18 protein-coding genes are annotated in these 17,519 nt (G+C 61.8%); 17 read left to right on the top strand and 1 reads right to left on the bottom strand.

Annotated elements, in window-relative coordinates:
* Positions 1-6: 6 nt before the first annotated feature.
* The 14 genes from B5T_RS10465 to B5T_RS10400 all read left to right on the top strand — a co-directional run bounded on the left by B5T_RS10465 (position 7) and on the right by B5T_RS10400 (position 13,477).
* Positions 7-480 carry a PH domain-containing protein gene (locus tag B5T_RS10465; protein WP_022996522.1) on the top strand — a complete coding sequence of 158 codons (474 nt, stop codon included), beginning with the start codon at positions 7-9 and terminating at the stop codon, positions 478-480.
* 13 nt (positions 481-493) lie between these two features.
* Positions 494-2,722, top strand: a complete 2,229-nt coding sequence (gene traD / locus B5T_RS10460) for a type IV conjugative transfer system coupling protein TraD (RefSeq protein ID WP_080530907.1) — start codon at positions 494-496, stop codon at positions 2,720-2,722.
* A gap of 10 nt (positions 2,723-2,732) precedes the next feature.
* On the top strand, positions 2,733-3,446 hold the full coding sequence (locus tag B5T_RS10455; protein WP_014994470.1) for a TIGR03747 family integrating conjugative element membrane protein: 714 nt from the start codon (positions 2,733-2,735) through the stop codon (positions 3,444-3,446).
* 454 nt (positions 3,447-3,900) lie between these two features.
* Positions 3,901-4,281, top strand: coding sequence for an integrative conjugative element protein, RAQPRD family (locus B5T_RS10450; protein WP_014994469.1), 381 nt, complete (start codon positions 3,901-3,903; stop codon positions 4,279-4,281).
* A 3-nt stretch (positions 4,282-4,284) separates the two neighbouring features.
* Positions 4,285-4,512: a TIGR03758 family integrating conjugative element protein gene (locus tag B5T_RS10445; RefSeq protein WP_014994468.1), complete on the top strand. Its 228-nt coding sequence runs from the start codon at positions 4,285-4,287 to the stop codon at positions 4,510-4,512.
* A gap of 49 nt (positions 4,513-4,561) precedes the next feature.
* Positions 4,562-4,951: a TIGR03745 family integrating conjugative element membrane protein gene (locus B5T_RS10440; protein WP_014994467.1), complete on the top strand. Its 390-nt coding sequence runs from the start codon at positions 4,562-4,564 to the stop codon at positions 4,949-4,951.
* 24 nt (positions 4,952-4,975) lie between these two features.
* Positions 4,976-5,434, top strand: coding sequence for a TIGR03750 family conjugal transfer protein (locus B5T_RS10435; RefSeq protein WP_014994466.1), 459 nt, complete (start codon positions 4,976-4,978; stop codon positions 5,432-5,434).
* Positions 5,431-6,102, top strand: coding sequence for a PFL_4703 family integrating conjugative element protein (locus tag B5T_RS10430; protein WP_014994465.1), 672 nt, complete (start codon positions 5,431-5,433; stop codon positions 6,100-6,102). The genes B5T_RS10435 and B5T_RS10430 overlap by 4 nt, the downstream gene beginning before the upstream one ends.
* Before the next feature lie 3 nt (positions 6,103-6,105).
* Complete coding sequence (locus B5T_RS10425) at positions 6,106-7,005, top strand: TIGR03749 family integrating conjugative element protein (RefSeq protein ID WP_022997626.1); 900 nt, start codon at positions 6,106-6,108, stop codon at positions 7,003-7,005.
* Positions 6,992-8,437: a TIGR03752 family integrating conjugative element protein gene (locus B5T_RS10420; RefSeq protein WP_014994463.1), complete on the top strand. Its 1,446-nt coding sequence runs from the start codon at positions 6,992-6,994 to the stop codon at positions 8,435-8,437. The genes B5T_RS10425 and B5T_RS10420 overlap by 14 nt, the downstream gene beginning before the upstream one ends.
* On the top strand, positions 8,430-8,948 hold the full coding sequence (locus B5T_RS10415; RefSeq protein WP_022997625.1) for a TIGR03751 family conjugal transfer lipoprotein: 519 nt from the start codon (positions 8,430-8,432) through the stop codon (positions 8,946-8,948). Before B5T_RS10420 ends, B5T_RS10415 begins: the two co-directional genes overlap by 8 nt.
* A gap of 3 nt (positions 8,949-8,951) precedes the next feature.
* Positions 8,952-11,822, top strand: a complete 2,871-nt coding sequence (locus B5T_RS10410) for a conjugative transfer ATPase (protein ID WP_014994461.1) — start codon at positions 8,952-8,954, stop codon at positions 11,820-11,822.
* 153 nt (positions 11,823-11,975) lie between these two features.
* Positions 11,976-12,746: a hypothetical protein gene (locus B5T_RS10405; RefSeq protein WP_014994460.1), complete on the top strand. Its 771-nt coding sequence runs from the start codon at positions 11,976-11,978 to the stop codon at positions 12,744-12,746.
* A 65-nt stretch (positions 12,747-12,811) separates the two neighbouring features.
* Positions 12,812-13,477, top strand: a complete 666-nt coding sequence (locus tag B5T_RS10400) for a hypothetical protein (RefSeq protein WP_014994459.1) — start codon at positions 12,812-12,814, stop codon at positions 13,475-13,477.
* Between the two features lie 62 nt (positions 13,478-13,539).
* On the opposite strand, the gene B5T_RS10395 is transcribed toward B5T_RS10400, so the two are convergent.
* Positions 13,540-14,232 carry a hypothetical protein gene (locus tag B5T_RS10395; protein ID WP_014994458.1) on the bottom strand — a complete coding sequence of 231 codons (693 nt, stop codon included), beginning with the start codon at positions 14,230-14,232 and terminating at the stop codon, positions 13,540-13,542.
* A 299-nt stretch (positions 14,233-14,531) separates the two neighbouring features.
* Here B5T_RS10395 and B5T_RS10390 point away from each other — a divergent pair, with 299 nt between their 5' ends.
* The 3 genes from B5T_RS10390 to B5T_RS10380 are packed head-to-tail and all read left to right on the top strand — an operon-like array spanning position 14,532 to position 17,376.
* Positions 14,532-14,927 carry a TIGR03757 family integrating conjugative element protein gene (locus B5T_RS10390; RefSeq protein ID WP_229682922.1) on the top strand — a complete coding sequence of 132 codons (396 nt, stop codon included), beginning with the start codon at positions 14,532-14,534 and terminating at the stop codon, positions 14,925-14,927.
* Complete coding sequence (locus B5T_RS10385; RefSeq protein ID WP_425266247.1) at positions 14,924-15,952, top strand: TIGR03756 family integrating conjugative element protein; 1,029 nt, start codon at positions 14,924-14,926, stop codon at positions 15,950-15,952. The genes B5T_RS10390 and B5T_RS10385 overlap by 4 nt, the downstream gene beginning before the upstream one ends.
* Positions 15,949-17,376, top strand: a complete 1,428-nt coding sequence (locus B5T_RS10380; RefSeq protein ID WP_022997622.1) for a hypothetical protein — start codon at positions 15,949-15,951, stop codon at positions 17,374-17,376. Before B5T_RS10385 ends, B5T_RS10380 begins: the two co-directional genes overlap by 4 nt.
* Positions 17,377-17,519: the final 143 nt, after the last annotated feature.

The raw sequence follows: 17,519 nt of genomic DNA, 5'->3' as shown, positions 1-17,519 counted from the left end.
GACACCATGTTCCCTGCCCCCACAGCTTCCGACAACACCGTCATCTGGACAGCCCGTCCCAGCCAGTGGCTGAACGCCCCTACCTTTTTTGTGGTCGCCCTGGCCGTGCCGCTTTCCATCATTGGCCTGCCCTGGCCGTTTTCCATGGTGGGTCTCGTGTTTGTGCTGCCCGCGCTCTGGAGTTACCTAGTGGTGCGCTGTACACGCTACACCCTGACGGCGCGGCATTTGCGCATTGAGTTCGGGGTGCTTACCCGCCACACCGAGGAAGTGGAGCTGTATCGCATCGAGGACACCGGCCTGGCTTCCCCGTTCTTTTTGAGATTGGTGGGATTGGGCAACCTTTATGTATTGGGGTCGGACCGATCAACGCCGCGCATCCTGCTCCAGGCGGTTCCCAACACTGAGGGTAAACGCCAGCAGTTGCGGGACCAGGTGGAAGCCGCACGCCGCGCCAAGGGCGTGCGCGTGATCGAATGATCGGAGACGCGGTATGAGCCAGGATCATCCTATTGAATCCTTGTTGCGTCCCGCTGTGGAGGCGTACACGGCAGGGACTTGCCTTGGCTGCGCCGTGCTGTGCTTGTGGGCGCCTTGGTCCATCGCGCTGACGCCCTCCATCGGCTACGGCACCGCCGCCGCGTTTCTGCTGTTCGCCGGTATCCGCGGTCGCCAGGCGTGGCGGATCTGGCGCTACCGTCGGAACATGAAGCGCCTTCCCCGGTTCAGTCTCACGTCACGCCAGATCCCGGTAAGCCAGCGCCAATTGTGGCTGGGCAAAGGGTTCCGCTGGGAGGCGATCCACACTCGCCGACTTTATGAAGCACAGTTGCCCGAGACGCAGTCGTACCTGCAACCGTCTCTCCCCTACCAGCTGGCTCGGGCCTGGGAAAACCGACTGGATCGTTACGCCTGGGGCGCTCCAGTCATCCAACTGCTCAGCGCGGATACCCCGCTCAATCCCGTCAGGCCACTACCGCCGGTGGGCGGCCTGCCCGCGCTGCACGCCGTCGAGCCGACGGAACGCGATGTGTATCTGCCACTGGGGGAACGGGTCGGCCATACCCTGGTGGAAGGCACCACTCGGGTCGGGAAGACACGATTGGCGGAGATACTGATCACTCAGGATATCCACCGGGGCGATGTGGTGATCTGTTTCGATCCCAAGGGGGATGCGGACCTCATGATGCGCATGTACATCGAGGCGCACCGCGCCGACCGCGGCGACGCCTTCCATATTTTTCATCTGGGGTACCCCGCGTTATCGGCGCGGTACAACGCGGTGGGGCGGTTCGGGCGGATCTCCGAGGTGGCCACACGCATATCCGGGCAATTGTCTGGAGAGGGCAACAGCGCCGCGTTCAGAGAATTCGCCTGGCGGTTTGTCAATATCGTGGCCCGGGCCCGGCATGCCCTGGGGCAGCGCCCCACTTACGAACAAATCTTGGCCGACGTCATCAACATCGATGACATCATGATCGAGTACTGCGTCGCGGTGTTACCTCAATACGATCAGACCGCCTGGGATCAAATCCGAGAGATTGAAGGAAAGCTCAAGCCGAATGCTATCCCCCGCAATATGCAGGGCCGACACCCCCGGGTCGTCGCCATTGAGCTGTACTTACAGGGCAACCCCGTAGCCGATACCGTGCTGCAAGGGCTGAGATCCGCCGTCCGCTACGACAAAACCTACTTCGATAAAATTGTGGCCTCCCTGCTGCCACTGCTGGAAAAACTCACCACCGGCCAAACCGCCGAGTTGCTGAGCCCGGACTACACCGACTTGGAAGACAAACGCCCCATCTTCGACTGGCGGCAGGTCATTCGCCAGCGCGGGATTGTTTATGTTGGGTTGGATGCCATGAGCGACTTCGAGGTCGCCCAAGCGGTCGGCAACAGCATGTTCGCGGATCTGGTCAGTATGGCTGGCCACATCTACAAGCACGGCATCGATGATGGCCTGCCTGATATCGGACGTCGCGCCGGCAAACTCCCCATTAACCTGCACTGCGATGAATTCAATGAATTAATGGGCGAGGAGTTCATCCCCTTGATTAACAAAGGTGGTGGCGCCGGCATCCAGGTGACTGCCTACACCCAGACGCTGTCGGACATCGAGGCCCGCATTGGCAACGCCGCGAAAGCCCGCCAGGTGGTGGGTAACTTTAATAATGTGATCATGTTGCGGGTGCGGGAGGACCGAACCGCGGAGCTACTGACCCGGCAACTCAGAAAGGTCTCCATCAACCAACGCATGCTGATGTCGATGACCTCGGACAACAGCAACGTCGATACGGATCAGGATTTTTCCAGTTCCGGCGGTGACCGCGTCTCCACCGTGCAGGTACCCATGATCGAACCGGCCGATGTCGTTTCACTCCCCAAAGGCCAGGCGTTCGCGCTCCTGGAAGGCGGTCAGCTGTGGAAGATCCGGATGCCCCTGCCGCTACCTGACACGGGTACAGAGATCCCCACCGGCGTCACGGATCTGGCGTCGCGCATGCGCGAGAAGTACCACACCGGCGATCATTGGTGGGAAACGGTGATGCCCGCGCCCATCCAGATTACACCGCCGACCGGTGATGTTGGTGTTCAGGCAACGTCGGCCTCGTCCACCGCCGGTCTTGCGCCCCAAAAAACAAACTGGGAGGGGGATTTTGAGGTCGCATCCGGCTACTCGGATAGCTTGGGTGAGGTTGACGACGGCGTTGATGAGGACTGAGGCGTAGGCCATGGCGGAAACGACGGCTCAATCAACTCAATCCAGGCACGGCCGCCGCACGCCGCCTGGTCTGCTGTCCCGGCTGCTGGGGCTGCCGTTCCGGATCGTTGCGGTCCTGGTGTTCTCCATTATCTCGGCGGTCCTGATCGAATGGGCGGGGATGGCGTTCCAGTGGTGGGAGCAGCCCGGGGCCGAGCATGCGCTACACATGATGCATACGGAAGTCGGCTGGTTGGACAGCCATTTTACGCAATCACTGTTGCTGTCCAACCCAGTGGTGACAGTACAAGCCGCCGTGAACGCGGCCTTCGATACCGTTCTGATTAAAACCGGCATTGGACCCGCGCTGATGCAGTATTCCAATGAATCCGGCTGGCTGGGTACCGTGGCGACCTACCTGTTGGCCGCCGTCTATATCGCGCTGGTGATCCTGGTACGCGCCGTCATTCTATTTTTGACCTTTCCGCTGTTCGTGATGGCGGCGCTGGTGGGGTTTGTGGACGGGCTGGTTCGTCGTGATCTGCGTAAGTTCGGCGCGGGAAGAGAGAGTGCCTTTATCTATCACCACGCCAAGCGCTGGGCCGGGCCGGTGTTCGTCACCGGCTGGTTACTCTATCTGAGTGTCCCCTGGTCCATCCATCCGAATACCTTTTTATTGCCCTGTGCCAGCCTGTTTGGGCTGATCGTCAGTATCACTGCCGGGTCATTCAAAAAATATCTCTAGTGCTCCGTCAGCGCTTCCTGTCGTGGTGTGCGGCGTTGTGTGGCTGAATAGCAGACGATACGTCTTGACGGAAACCGCAACGCAGTTCCACCTTATCGGAGTCCAATACGATAAGAGGGACACCCTCTTCCAGGTTATCGGGGTGTCCACATCGCACCGCCATCCCGTACGGCGTGCGGCGGGGATAGTGTTGGTAGGTGCATTGCTCGCAGCACTTCATGGCAAGCCCTCTTTTGTTGTGATTCAGGATCGTGTAATACCACCACGGAGCCTGCCAGCCTTGGCTAACGATTGCCACCTCACCCACCCGGCGGGAGGACACACGTCAAAGCCCCATCCCACCGCACCAGCCTGATAAGGAAAACCAACGTCAGCACGTTGGGATTATCCGTTCCGCGCGTCGCTCCCGTTACTTAGCCTGCCGTCATCACGTTCATCACAGGACTGACCCGGCATGCTTTTCAGGCCTTACACCCTCCGAGTCATCACCGCCGCCTTGCTGTTAGTGATCGGCGGTGCCGCCTCCCGTGTTGCCGTCGCCAGTGACGTTAACGACGCCATACAGCGTCGGGATCTGGCGTTGCTCCAACAACGGTTGGTGGATTTGCAACGGGTGGTCGATCGGCTCGCCTCTCGGCCCGTCCGTCACCAGACCGATGCCCACGCCTTCCGCGCCGGCCAACGGGTTTTCCTCGATGTGGACGCGCTGCATCGCGATCTGCAAATCGTTATCGACGGCATTGAGTCCTACATGGCGCCCCCACGCTTGCCACCACGGCGCCCAACGCCGCTCTCCGGTGACTATCTCACTGACACAGCCGTGGAGCGCCAGTGACGTATGGATCCCGCTTCCGCGTTTCAAGTTGGGGCCGGCCAGTCCTGGGCATTGTTCGCCCTGGTCATCGCCGGCCTCGGCTGCACCGCCGTGCTGCTGTGGGCGGCCTGGGCCTATATCAGCACCTTCCGCGGCTGGTCCAGCAATCGCGTGCTCGGGACCATCGCCGGTGGCGCCGTGATCCGCATCGCGCTGGTCGTTCTCCTGCTGTCCTGGGTTTTTCTTTCTTAAGTCGTCCTTTCACCTGCTCTGCGCTCACTACTCTATGGAGATTGTTACGATGATTCGTTTGTTCCATCCCGTGTTCCAAAAAAGCCGTCACCGCATTCACGAGATCAAGACGCTGTTTTACCGGGTCCTGGCCCTGCTGACCGTGGGCATCACATCATCGCCCGCCCTGGCTCAGCTGCCCACCATGGATGAACCCACCCGGGGGGAAGGCAGCGGTTTGATGGAGACCATTCAGAACTACCTGTACGACGCCGCAATCCTGGGCGGGCTGATCATCGCCACCGTCGCGTTCTACATCGTGGGGCAATCGGCGCTCGCCAAGTACAAGGAGGCTTCCGAGAAGGGCCAGTGGGGCGCCTTCGGGATCACCATCGTGGTCGGCATCATTCTGATCGTCGCCGTGATCTGGCTGGCCACCAAAGCCGCCGAGATCCTGTAACGCACCAGTTCAAGGCGGATCACGATGGCCACATCCACCATTACGTTCTTGCCCTCCCGGCTGAATCAGGCCCCGGTGGTCTTTCGGGGCATGACCGGGCGGGAAGTCGCCCTGGCGGCGGGTACCGGCTTTGCCATGGGATTGATTCCGGGCACTGTCGCCGCCTTCGCGTTCGGCATCGCCATGGTGCCGACCTGTGGCGCGTTGGGTGCCGGGGCGGTGGTGTGGTTCGGAGGGGGCGTGTTACGGCGTCTACGTCGTGGCCGCCCGGAGACTTGGTTGTATCGCCGCATCGCCTGGTCACTCGCCTTGCGCGGGTTCGCCAGCCGCCATCGCTTTATTACCCAGTCCGCTATCTATGGCACCCGGCGGTACGCCTCGATGCGCGCCAAACGCCGCGCTCAACCGGCTTCATCCACTCAATTTCAATCCACGCAACCCACTCAACCCACTCAAAAAATCCGGAAGGGATCAGGATCATGAGTCGATTTCGACACGCTCAGTCCGCCCGCGATGCCCACATCCTGACGTTGCGGGCCATCGTTGCCGTGTTGCTGCTGTTGTGCGGCGGGATGTGGTGGGGCTGGAAAAGCGCGCCCCAGGATCTCACCATCCACAATCCGCCCGATCTGCGCTCCGGCAGCACGCGCAAGTGGTGGGAAGTGCCGCCCAGCAGCGTCTACAGCTTCGCGTTCTATATCTGGCAACAACTGAACCGTTGGCCCGCCAACGGCGAGGTGGACTACAAGCGCAACCTCCACTCGTACAGCGCGTATTTGACCCCGCAATGCCAGGTGTCTCTGGAAAACGACTACACCGCTCGTCAGCGCCGCCAGGAGTTGAAGGGGCGTGTGCGGGGCATGTACGAGATCCCGGGGCGTGGCCTCCGGAAAGACGCGGTTACCATCCTGGATCGGGACCACTGGGTCGTTACGCTCGATCTGGCCATCGATGAACACTACGCCGGCACGCCCGTTCGTGATGTCTATGTGCGCTATCCCCTTCGAGTGGTGCGCGCCGATGTGGACCCGGAACGCAATCCCTGGGGGTTGCAGTTGGATTGCCTGGCCGATACCCCGCAACGGCTGTCCGTGCCGCGTGGCGATACCGGTGACGACCCGACCGGCAACGCCGATTCAACGGAGGAATAAATCATGCCCCCTCTCCTTCGATTCCCGCGCCCTCTACGCGTGCTTCTCGTTTTCCTGTCGGCGTTGGTCGCGACCGCTGCGGCCCTGACGCCGGCCTACGCCGTCGAGATCCATCACTGGGAACGCAAACCCATTCCGGTGGACTTGCCCGTCGGTGAGGAACGTATTGTCCTCATTGATCGCAATGTGCGCATTGGGCTGCCCGCCGAACTGGCTGACCCCGAGGTACTGCGCGTCCAGTCCGTCGGCGGCGCGCTTTATTTAATGGCGAAAAATAAGTTTGAAGCACAACGGGTGCAGGTCCAGGACATCGAGTCCGGCCAGATTTTTTTAATCGACCTGGCCGCCACGGAAGGAGCCAGAGCCGAGGATCTTCGCATCGTCGTCTCCGGGGACCAGTCGGCAACGTCCACGGCAGATAAGAAGAAATCGGCCAACGAAGAGGGAGCGTCTTCACCTGACGCGTCGAACACGCCTCCTTTGCCGGTTCGTCTGACGCGGTACGCCGCACAAACCCTGTACGCGCCCCTGCGCACCGTGGCACCGCTGCCCGGCGTGCGCCGTGTGCCCATGCGCGTTTCACAGACGGTACCGCTGTTTTGGGAGCTGCCCTTACAAGCCCAGCCACTGGCCGCCTGGCGTGCCGGCGGGCTGACGGTCACGGCGGTGGAGATCACCAACCCGGATCCCAATCGCGAATTCGGGCTCGATCCACGCCGCCTGCAGGGCGAGTTCGTCACCGCCACGTTTATGCACCCCAGCGTGGGACCGTCCACCTCAGAGTATGCGCAAACCACGGTGTTCCTGGTCACCCGTGGCGGTGGACTGGAAAAAGCGCTCTATCCCGCAGCCCCGAAGACTCAGGACACAGCGATGAAGGAGACAACCGATGCTGAAAAGTAACGGGTTGCTCAAAATCCTGCTGCCGTTCCTTGTCATCGTGGTGCTGGTGATCGTGATTCGCGGCTGCAATAGCGACGACACTCCAGACGCGGCGGCCTCCGGCGCCGAGCAGAAGGACGCCTCTTTGACGTTGACGGACGATGAGATCCAGGCGCTGGGGATTGAGGGCGATACGCCCCGGGATACGGTCGCCACGTTGGTTGGCGAAATGCGGGCCATGCGCAAGGAGCTGGATGACACCCGTGCCGAGAGCCAGAAGTTGCGGGATCAGAATGCACAGCTGTCTGAACGGGCGGGCAACGTGGACAGCGCCATCCAGTCCGCGCTACGCGAAGAACGCCGGCGCGAGGCTGAGAAGGATCAGTCTCTGCTCAAGACGTTCGAGGACAAGATCGACACGCTGCGTCATTACACCGACCAGGGCACCGGTCAGGGCGACGACGAAGAGTTGCCCGTTGGACTTGGTCTGGGCGACGGCGGGCTGAGAAACGGCTCTCTGGGGGCGGCCGGAACCGGCACGCCAGGACTGGTCTGGATCCACCCAGCGGATGCCCGCACCGATGAAAAGACCGGGGAATCGGTGTTTCCTTCTGCCTTTTCCTTGTCGGATACCGCCGCCGGCGGCGCGAAGGTCCTGGGCCGGGCCGCCGACAGCGTGGAAAGCCGCATCCGGGGCAAGGCGGATCCCAGTACGGTGCGCCCGGTCTATACCATTCCTCAAAACTCAACCCTGACCGGCTCAGTGGCCATGACCGCCCTGCTCGGCCGGGTACCCATCGACGGTACCGTGAACGATCCCTACCCGTTCCGCGTCATTGTGGGCAAAGACAATTTAACGGCCAACGGCATTGAGATCCCCGAGGTACGGGGCGCCATCCTGGCCGGCACCACCACCGGGGACTGGACGCTATCTTGTGTCCGCGGGCAAGTCGATAGCATCACGTTTGTTTTCGATGACGGCACGGTGCGTACCGTGCCTACTCCGGATGACCCTGATGACGGCAATTCCTCATCTAAGAAAAACGGGATCGGCACGCTCTCAACGCCGCACGGGCTGCCGTGTATTCCCGGCGAGCGCAAAACCAATGCCCGCGAGTTTCTGCTGACCACGTTCTTGATGGCCGGCGCGGAAGGCGCCGCTGACGGCATCGCCATGGGCGAGACCTCCACGCAGATGGACACTAATGGCGCCTTCACGGCCCTCACCGGCAACGCCGACAAGTTTATTTTGGGGCGGTCCGCGTCCGAGGGACTCTCCGAAACCCGGAAATGGATCCAGGAGCGGTTCGGTCAAACGTTCGATGCCGTCTACGTTCCGCCTGGCCAGCCCGTCTCCGTGCTGATCGACGCCCCCCTCCACATCGACTACGAAACCGAAGGACGAAAGGTGCACTATGCGCAATCCTCCTGGTCCCAACCTTCTCTTGATTGACTTTTTATCTTTATTAATCGGCACTCAGCGTGGCCTGGTGGCCGCCGTCACCCTGCTCGGCGTCCTTGTCGGGCTGGGGGGCTGCGCCACTTCCCAGGACAAACTGATGCCGGTGGACAACGCCACCACCATGGCGGACCTGTGGCGCCAAGGCGGGCAGTCCGCAGGCTCTACCGCGTCATCGACTCAAAACACATCTCAAAACAAACACCCGCGCCTTCAGGAAATCCGGCACACCTTGCGCCGGCCGTTGCCGGACGCTCAACAGGGTCTGGGGCCCTATCACCCCTATACCCGTCACGTGGAGAACGAGATCCGCAGTCAGTTCCCCCGACTGCCCAATCCCGATTTGGTGATGTACGTGTATCCGCACTTGGCGGGCAGTCCGGACGGTGAGCAGGTGCCGGTGCCCGGGTACTCAACCGTATTCCCGCTGTACGAGCGGGTCCAGTACGCCCAGCCCGGTGAGGTGGCCTGGCCCTGGCCAACTCAACCCGTTGAAGGTCAGTAGCTTATGCTTGATGCCCTGAAAACGTTTTTTAATCATCGTGATCATCGTGCTTCCGAAGAGGACGCGACCCGCCTGCCACCGTCTCACCATCATGAGGACCACGAGGACCGCGTTGCGGACGGTAACGGTACGCCCGTCGCCCAACCGCGGGGCAAGCCGCTCACCTGGCCGGAAATTAAAAAAGCCTATCAGCGTGGTCCGTCCTTCACTCGTTTTCTTCCGTGGGTGGAGTACCTGCCGGATTCTGGCTGTTTTTTGTTGGAAGATGGTGTCTCCGTCGGCATTGCCGCCGAGGTGACGCCTATCCCCACCGAAGGCCGTTCGCAAGACACCTTGGCCGGCCTGCGCGATCAGATCGAAGCCACCCTGCAAGACGCGCTCCCGGAGTACGACAGCTACCCCTGGGTAGTGCAGTTGTATTGCCGGGACGAGGTGGATCCGGCCGCGGAAATGGCGCGGGTGGTCCAACACGCCGATCCGGCCCTGTTGGACACCGCCTTTACCCAGGCTTGGCTGCGCAGTATGGAACAGCACCTGCAGGCCATCGCCAAGCCCGGCGGGCTGTTTCAGGATGATGTGGTCACGCGCACGGACTGGCGTGGGCAAACCCGCCGGGTACGCCTGGTGCTATACCGCTGGCTCGGCCCCAACCCTAAAGGGGTCCCTGAAGAAGCCACCAACCAAGTCTACGACCGCCTGGCTGCGGGCCTGGAGGGCACCGGTTTACAACTTAAAAAGATGAATGGGGCGGCGTTTCATCGGTGGATGCTGACGTGGTTCAATCCGCGCCCGGCCACCGACCCCGATACGCCTCACGCTTTTTATGACCGGGTGGCCTACCCCGGGGACGACGCCGTGGCCGGTCTGCCGGATTACGATTTTGCCGAAGATCTTCTGTATCGGTCACCCCGCGCTGATGTGGACAGTGGGCTGTGGTATTTCGATGGTCTGCCCCACCGCGCCATTCCGGTGGAAGCGATGCGCCGGGCGCCGGATGTCGGTCACCTGACCGGGGAGATGCCCCGGGCCGGTGGGCAGGCGTTCAACGCGCTTATGGACGTGCTGCCGGAGGACACCGAGATGGTCCTCACGATGGTCGCCACGCCCCAGGACGTGTTGGAGGACCACATCAACACCCTACACGGCAAGGCGCACGGCGACAGCGTGCACGCCACCGCGGTGCGGGAGGACTGCCAAACCGCACGCGCCATGCTGAACCAGAATCACAAGCTCTATCGGTCCTCCCTGGTGTTTTATGTCCGCGGTCACAATGAAACCGATCTGGAACAGCGGACCCTGACGCTCATCACCCAGCTGCAAAGCGCTCACTTGAAGCCGGTGGACGCGGAAGACGAGATCGCGCCGCTCAACACCTGGCTGCGTTGGCTGCCCATGGCGTTCGATCCGCAACAGGATAAGCCAGGCTGGTACACCCGGCTGAACTACGTGCAGCACCTGGCGAACCTGGCGCCGTTGTTTGGCCGGTCTCGCGGCACCGGCCGCCCCGGTTTCAGTTTTTTTAATCGCGGCGGCGGGTCGTTCGGGTTTGATCCGCTGGATCCCAATGATCGGGCCAAGAACGGCCATATGTTCGTGTTCGGGCCCACTGGCGCCGGTAAATCCGCCACCTTGAACGGGATCTTCAGCCAGATCATGGCACTGCGTCGGCCCCGTTTGTTTGTGATTGAGGTGGGTAACTCCTTTGGGTTGTTGGGGGAGTATTTCCAGCGGCACGGGTTGACCGTCAACCGGGTAAAAATGGCGCCCGGCAAAGCGCCGCCTCTGCCCCTGTTCTCCGAGGCGCACCGCCTATTGGACGACGACGCCATCACCGAACGCCGCAAGGTGGAGGACCGTCAGGACGGCTGGTCCGACGAGCCCGCGCCGGTTCCGGAAGACAACGACGAAGAGGACGACGAGGACGCCGACGAGCGGGACGTACTCGGCGAAATGGAACTCACCGCCCGACTGATGATCACCGGCGGCGACCCGCAAGAGGAAGCTGAGTTCCGCCGCGCCGACCGGCGTCTGGTGCGTGACGCGATTTTTTATGGAGCGCAGCGCAGCCGCGACGAGGGGCGCCAGTGTCTGACCCAGGATGTGGTGGCCGGCCTTCATGCGCTGGCCACGGATCCCAAGGTGCCCCTGCCCCGCCAGTCCCGCGCCCATGAAATGGCCGAGGCGATGGCCTTATTCTGTGACGGGTTTGATGGGGAGGTGTTCAACCGGGAAGGTCAGGCCTGGCCGGAATGCGACGTCACCATTGTTGATTTGGCCCATTACGCCCGGGACGGGTACGAGGCGCACCTGGCCCTCGCGGTGATTTCTCTGACCAACATTATCATCACGCTCGCCGAGCGGGATCAGTACAAGGGCCGCCCGATCATCCAGGCCATCGATGAGTGCCACATCGTCACGATCAATCCGCTGTTGAGCCCTTACTTGGTCAAGGCCGGCAAGATGGGGCGCAAGTTGTTCTACTGGATCTGGCTCGCCACCCAGAATTTGGAGGATTTCCCGGACGCCAGCCAGAAGCTGTTGAACATGATCGAGTGGTGGCTGTGTCTGGTGACACCGCCGGATGAAATTGAGCAAATCGCCCGGTTCAAGGCCCTGTCTCCCGAACAGAAAACCCTCATCGGCAGCGCCGCCAAGGCCCGGGGGCGCTACACCGAAGGCGTGGTCCTGGCCGACCGCATCGAGGCGCTGTTCCGCATCGTGCCACCCAGTTTGTATCTCTCTCTGGCCGGGACCGAAGGTGAGGAGAAACAAGAACGCAAGCGTGTCATGGACGAACACCAGTGCAGTGAACTGGACGCCGCGATCCGCATCGCCGAGGAGATGGACCGCAAGCGGGGACTGATCGGCCACTGACGGCGCCGCCCACGATGCATACCACGATCATTCACTAAGAGTTCTCCGCACCCAACCCGACTCGCTCTACGCCCTCTGGCTGACATGGGACAAGGCAAAATGGTAAAAACGATAGAAACGGCGAACAGGCACGCAACGAGGAACATCAATCACATGGGCAGCATGGTGGACAAGGAGAGAGCCGAACCACACGATTTCGATTTCGTGCGTCGGCAGCTCAACACGCCACCACACTGGGCTAATCAGACGCTGCGCACCTGGAGCACCGCACTGCCCCAGGATAAACAACCCTTTGTGACCCGTCATTACTGGACCGAAACCGGTTCGGTCAATGTTTTTCGCGTGGTCGGCACCGATCATTGGGACTATCAAGGCAAAACCTGGCTGCAACTGCTCACCGATGGCAAACGCATGCCACGTAATCTCCAGTACTTGGACGACAATCCAAGCTATTACCTGGAACCCCAACCTCGCAGACCCCGTATTTATTATAATACCGTGGATGGACTGGATTATTACGTCGGCTCCGACGGCAACCATCGTACATGCCTCGCCCGCTTCTACCTGCACGAGCAAGGGCTGAGTCAACTCCATGATGTTACCGTGAGCCACTATCACGTGGACGAAATCGCCTTCCAAACCTGGCAGAGCGCACAAGCGGCCCTGCATGCCCAGCGCCGTCCGATCACCTTGATCCCTCGCCCGGTACAAGCGGGCAGGGACGACACCGCCGGTTGGAAACTGGACTACTACCGGCTGGAATTCGAGTGGCGGGATCTAGACTCGGACCAGGACGACATCCTTGATCGCGATACCTTTCTTGCCCGTTGCCAGGAACTGGCAATCACCCACGCCGAACCCACAGCCTCGCCTCAAACCACCTCTTTGCTTCACCGGATCGCCACTTTTCTGAAGAAGGTATGAGCCTGTATCCGCTCCATTCCGGCGCTCCAAGACATAATCCCTTCAGGCCAGCAGGAGTTCTCCCTATGCCCAACCTCATCCGCCAGGCTTCCCACGCCGAGCGAAACCAGAACACTTTGATGGATGGTCAACACGACACATCCACTTTTCAGTTCAAACGTGTGGACACGCCAGACGGCGGCGTCACCTTTCGGCAATACCGCCACCCCGGCCGTGAGGGCGTGGTCCTGGATGTGAGCGTGGTCTTCGACGATCCGCTCGGCGCCGCTACGGCGACGCCAGCGCAACTGCTGCTGGATCTGCGTCGGCGCTATCGCCGCGACAGCGGCCGCATGGGCGAACAGCGGATCTTTCAATGGTTCCTCGATGCCCACACCGCGGTGCAACTCGCTAGTGTCCTGATCCTCATCGCCGACACCCAGTTGCAGGATCTCGATGAGCAGCCCCACACCACCGTCGTCGCCGAGCCGGAGAAGGCGGATTTCGGCTACAACTGGGTACGCGATGACATGGCCACCGCCGCCACCCGGCTGGAGCAACGCAAACAGCGCAGTCATCTGTTCGGGCTGGTCCAGCGCTGTCTGGAGCTGTGCGACGAAAGGCGCTTCATTCAGGAACTGACCCTCAATCTCGCCGCCTGGGCGGAACGCTCCGGCGACGGCTACGCGGCGCAAAAAGCCACTAGCGCGCTGGCTCAGATTGGTCTGATCTCGGAGAGGACACTCAACTGATTCGCTCAGAGACGTTTTCGGAGGAAGCCCTTAGCAAGGCGCCACTATGGTCTTCCGGGGTATCAGGCCACACCCTTTCGGTGTTTATTGTTGCGGCGGCTCCAGTCACTCAGGTCATCAAGGAGCGCCGCCTCCAGGGCCTGTGCCGGCGCTCGCGTGGCCGCCAGCGCTTCCCGTTGTTCGCGGAAAACCGGTGACAGCGCCTCGCTGAAAATAGCACTCCCCTCATCCCGCATCCGCCGCCGCAAGTCCGCGAACACCGTCGGCTCGGGCGGCGCTGCCAACACACGCTCCCGGTCGGCCTCCTCGATGGCGTGTTCGTCCGCCCAGAACACCACCGCGTCCCGCCAGACCGTGGAGTACGGAGCGTGCTCAAACGTAAAGCGCCGATCCGCTTGCGGACGCCCCAGCAGATCCGGGTGACGCGCCACGGAGAAGGCCGGAATCCAGTCGTCTCCCGACGCATAAAACACCGCCGTCAGCCCATGGACACCGAGACCGCGGCCCGGCGGTGTCCCGGGCGCGTCGGTGCTCACGAAGCGATGATAATCCCGTTCCCGCTTCTCAATCCTCCAGTCCAGGTCCGTTCCTACGGCGCTTAACCACTGGTATTGAACCCACAAGTTGGCTTTATCCTGGGATGAGGCGGTTTGAGTGGAAAAGGTTGCTTTTCGGGTACGACCGTCGATGCGGGCCGTCACCAGGAACCCGACGAAACCGCGCGGGTGTTCGCCTGGGGAAAAATATTCAATCATTGATGGGATGGTCCTCGTTGTGTCGCTTGTGGGGATCGCGCCAAACCCAAGCGGCAGATTGACGATTCAGAGACGTTCCTGTGCGTCCTGCGCGTTACACCTCCTTCAACCGCGCCCCGAGTATAGCATTTTCGCTCGCTTCCCAATGGCCATACCGCCTAGTGAGCCCCAGCACCAGAAAATGCCACCGTGAGGTGTCGGGTTTTTCCGTTGTCGCAAGACAAGGCGATGGCAGCATGCAGGGAACCCCATCACCCTGTGTCCGTGCCATGTCTCGACCTTTTCATTTCCGATATCTGTTGGCTGCCACCCTCTGCGTCAATGCCATCCTGACGCCGGCCTACGCCGGCATCGAGGTCTTCACCGTCGCCACCGAGCCCATGACGTCCGTCCCCGACGATGCCGTGGTGGTGGAACTGGACGCCCCGGCCCGGCTCGACGGCGCTCTGTCCATGGATCTACCCACTGATCCCGACGCCGCCGCTCAGGCCGCACAAGCACGCATGCGCTCCGAGGACTGGCAGCACGTATTTAAGGAATACGGACGGGCCTACGAAGCGGTGGCCCGGGCCTGGCAGCTCGGCATCGAAAAACTCCCCGCCGTGGTGGTGGACGGCACCTATGTGGTCTATGGCGTCCATGATGTGGCCCAGGCTTTACAGCGTATTAAGCAGGCTCGGGAGAACCGTCCATGATTTCAATTGCGTCAATGTCGCAACACGTCGCCCGTCAGGTACGGCTCGCTCTTTGCGGTCTGCTTAGCGCTATGGGCTTTTTCAGTCTCCTCGGCACCGCCGCACCGGCCCGCGCCGTGGACACTGCATCCATCGTCCAGTCCGCTTGGTCCCAGGACTGTCTGCAATATCGAGTGGTCGGGGTGTGTCTGTGGCTGCGCTGCACGCCGTTTGGCTGTTCGGTGCGCAGCAGCGTCAAAGTGGGCCACTACATCCCGGAGTTAGTGGTTAGCAGCTATCAGAACACCGGAAACAATCCCTGGCGGGACGTGGCGTTCATGAGCCCCTCCAACGGCAATGCGCGCGGCGGTGGCGTCACCGCCGAGGGCGCGGACGCGGCCAGTTCCATCGGTGAGGAGGGCATCCATAACAGCCTGCGTTTCAAAAACGGGGATGCCATTGGCCACCCGGCCTCGACCGTATTCAGTCAATTCGCCGGGCAGTGGGGCTATACCTGCTCCACCCCGGCCCGGCCGTTACAGCCCTATTTCCTGTCCGTGCTGGACACCTACGCCTGGCGCGAAGGATTGCCTGAAAAAATCTATCCCCAGGCGCTGACACCAGGGCTGCGCGAGGTTCGTCAGGGGCTACTGAACCGCTGGGGCAATGTCTATCCGCGGGCCGGGTTCGTAACGCAATCCAACGATTACAAAGCCGCCGCCGTGGTGGCCCAACGGGTGGCGGATCTGGTCACCCGCAACGGCCAACCGCACGTCTATACGCCGCTGGTGCCCCGAACCCGCAGCTCTCGTGGCGTTTGGGCGCCGCCCCCAGTCAAGGAAGGCGATAAGGACACCCACAAGTGGCAACGCCTGACGCCGGCCATGACCCAGTCCTGCGCGGTCTTCCCGGATCGCGGGCCCGCCGCCTCGTTCCGGGGGCACCTGGCTCAACAAGGCGACTACGCCTGGGCGCTGTGGCGACCGTACAGCTGCTGCAAGAAACGCGGACAGAAACTCCTTTCCCATACGGGAGATTACCCATGAGGACCTTGAGTGTGATCTTAAGTCGGGCGTTGGCGGGGACAGTACCCGCTGCGTTTTTGGTGGTGATGCTCTTCCCCGCCCCTGGTCGGGCCGAGTCCGCGGACAGCCTGTATTATCAAATCGGCGGCGCCTCGCCGGTGGCGATTTCGGCCGGGCGGGGCCACCAGCCCGGGCAGATCGGCCTGGGGCTGCGCTGGAACGCTAACGCCAGTTGCGGCAACTTTGATCCCAAAATCACGGTTCGCAATCAGTTGAACGGCGCGACAGACGGATTCCGGTCCATGATGGGCAACATCGTCCGTAATGCGCAGGGCGCGGTTGCCAGTCTGCCCGCCATGATCATTCAGCGGGCGGATCCCGGGCTCTATGACCTGGTCACCAACGGTGTGCTGCAGGGCAAGGCGGATTTCAGCAAAGCCAAACTGTCCTGTCAGCAGATGGCCGAGAAAATGGGAGACATGATCCCCACCAGCGGCTGGCAACGCCGTGCCGTGGCCGAAAACTGGCAGTTGGCCGCCATGGCCTCCACCGACGCGGTCCGTGCCGAGGAGCGCGTGGAAGATGAGGCCGGCAACCGGGGCACTACCTGGGTGGGCGGCGAAAAACGCGGCGGCAGCGGTCAAGCACCGATTCGAGTCATGAGCGACACGGCCACCGCCGGCTACAACATCCTGCACGGCCGCACCAATACCACGGATACCTCCCCGGTCAGTGGTGGTGGGGGCGGCTGGGGCTCCGTGCCCACGGATGACGGTAACTGGGCTGGAGGTGGCGGTAATGGTGGTGCCGGCGGAGGCGGGTCCGCCTGCCGGGGTGGCATGTGCACCGTTTGGGGCTCACCCCAGGAGGCCGCGCAGTGGATCAGCAAGGTGGCGGGCGAGGAAGTGCATCGCACCTGCGATGGGTGCGAGAAAGTCACCACCGAGGCCGGTGCCGGCCTGATGCGCGATCTTGAAGACGAACAGGAAAAGCTCGCTCAGGATCTGGCCAATATGGTCAATGGCTCAACACCGACCACACCGGAGAATCTGCGCAAGGTCTCCGCCGGACCCGGTTTGTCCGTATCACGCGGGGTCATCGAGGCGCTGAAAACCGACCCAGAAGGTCCTCTCTTGGTTCATCGCCTGGCGGGCGAGATGGCGCTGGCCCGTACCCTGACCAAAGCGATCTGGGCACGACGGCTGCTGTTGGCGGGCGCCAGCGAACCCGGGATCTCCGATAACGAGGAAGGTCAGACGGCGATCGATCGGCGCCTGCAAGTCCTGGATCGGGACATTGATTCGCTTAAGACTGAGATGGAAGTGCGTCAGGCTCTGGCCCGTAACGCGGCCAGCACGGCGATTCTGCGACGCTCGGGGTCCGCACGGACTGGGGCGCCGGAATCCGGCGATGCCCTGCCCGATCCGCTGGAAGCCCTGAAATGACCACACACCAGAGCTATCGATGGGGCGCTCTTACTCAGGCTATTCACGCGACCAAAGCATCGCCATCTTAAAAAAGCTTTAGCTTTATCGGGACGGGGCAAAGCCAAGCATTACCAAACAACTTTACCCACCTACCACTCCCC

Origin of the sequence: Alloalcanivorax dieselolei B5, from assembly GCF_000300005.1 — a bacterium.
Taxonomy (GTDB): Bacteria; Pseudomonadota; Gammaproteobacteria; order Pseudomonadales; family Alcanivoracaceae; genus Alloalcanivorax; species Alloalcanivorax dieselolei.
Note: the sequence above shows the minus strand (reverse complement) of the source record. Positions and strands in the feature narration are given on the sequence as shown.

Bases quoted from the DNA above. Each gene is read 5' to 3' on its own strand.
- B5T_RS10395 (WP_014994458.1), bottom strand. From the start codon at position 14,232: ATGATTGAATATTTTTCCCCAGGCGAACACCCGCGCGGTTTCGTCGGG.
- B5T_RS10400 (WP_014994459.1), top strand. From the start codon at position 12,812: ATGCCCAACCTCATCCGCCAGGCTTCCCACGCCGAGCGAAACCAGAAC.
- B5T_RS10380 (WP_022997622.1), top strand. From the start codon at position 15,949: ATGAGGACCTTGAGTGTGATCTTAAGTCGGGCGTTGGCGGGGACAGTA.
- B5T_RS10440 (WP_014994467.1), top strand. From the start codon at position 4,562: ATGATTCGTTTGTTCCATCCCGTGTTCCAAAAAAGCCGTCACCGCATT.
- B5T_RS10425 (WP_022997626.1), top strand. From the start codon at position 6,106: ATGCCCCCTCTCCTTCGATTCCCGCGCCCTCTACGCGTGCTTCTCGTT.
- B5T_RS10465 (WP_022996522.1), top strand. From the start codon at position 7: ATGTTCCCTGCCCCCACAGCTTCCGACAACACCGTCATCTGGACAGCC.
- B5T_RS10435 (WP_014994466.1), top strand. From the start codon at position 4,976: ATGGCCACATCCACCATTACGTTCTTGCCCTCCCGGCTGAATCAGGCC.
- B5T_RS10385 (WP_425266247.1), top strand. From the start codon at position 14,924: ATGATTTCAATTGCGTCAATGTCGCAACACGTCGCCCGTCAGGTACGG.
- B5T_RS10455 (WP_014994470.1), top strand. From the start codon at position 2,733: ATGGCGGAAACGACGGCTCAATCAACTCAATCCAGGCACGGCCGCCGC.
- B5T_RS10450 (WP_014994469.1), top strand. From the start codon at position 3,901: ATGCTTTTCAGGCCTTACACCCTCCGAGTCATCACCGCCGCCTTGCTG.
- B5T_RS10420 (WP_014994463.1), top strand. From the start codon at position 6,992: ATGCTGAAAAGTAACGGGTTGCTCAAAATCCTGCTGCCGTTCCTTGTC.
- B5T_RS10445 (WP_014994468.1), top strand. From the start codon at position 4,285: ATGGATCCCGCTTCCGCGTTTCAAGTTGGGGCCGGCCAGTCCTGGGCA.
- B5T_RS10430 (WP_014994465.1), top strand. From the start codon at position 5,431: ATGAGTCGATTTCGACACGCTCAGTCCGCCCGCGATGCCCACATCCTG.
- traD (WP_080530907.1), top strand. From the start codon at position 494: ATGAGCCAGGATCATCCTATTGAATCCTTGTTGCGTCCCGCTGTGGAG.
- B5T_RS10410 (WP_014994461.1), top strand. From the start codon at position 8,952: ATGCTTGATGCCCTGAAAACGTTTTTTAATCATCGTGATCATCGTGCT.
- B5T_RS10405 (WP_014994460.1), top strand. From the start codon at position 11,976: ATGGGCAGCATGGTGGACAAGGAGAGAGCCGAACCACACGATTTCGAT.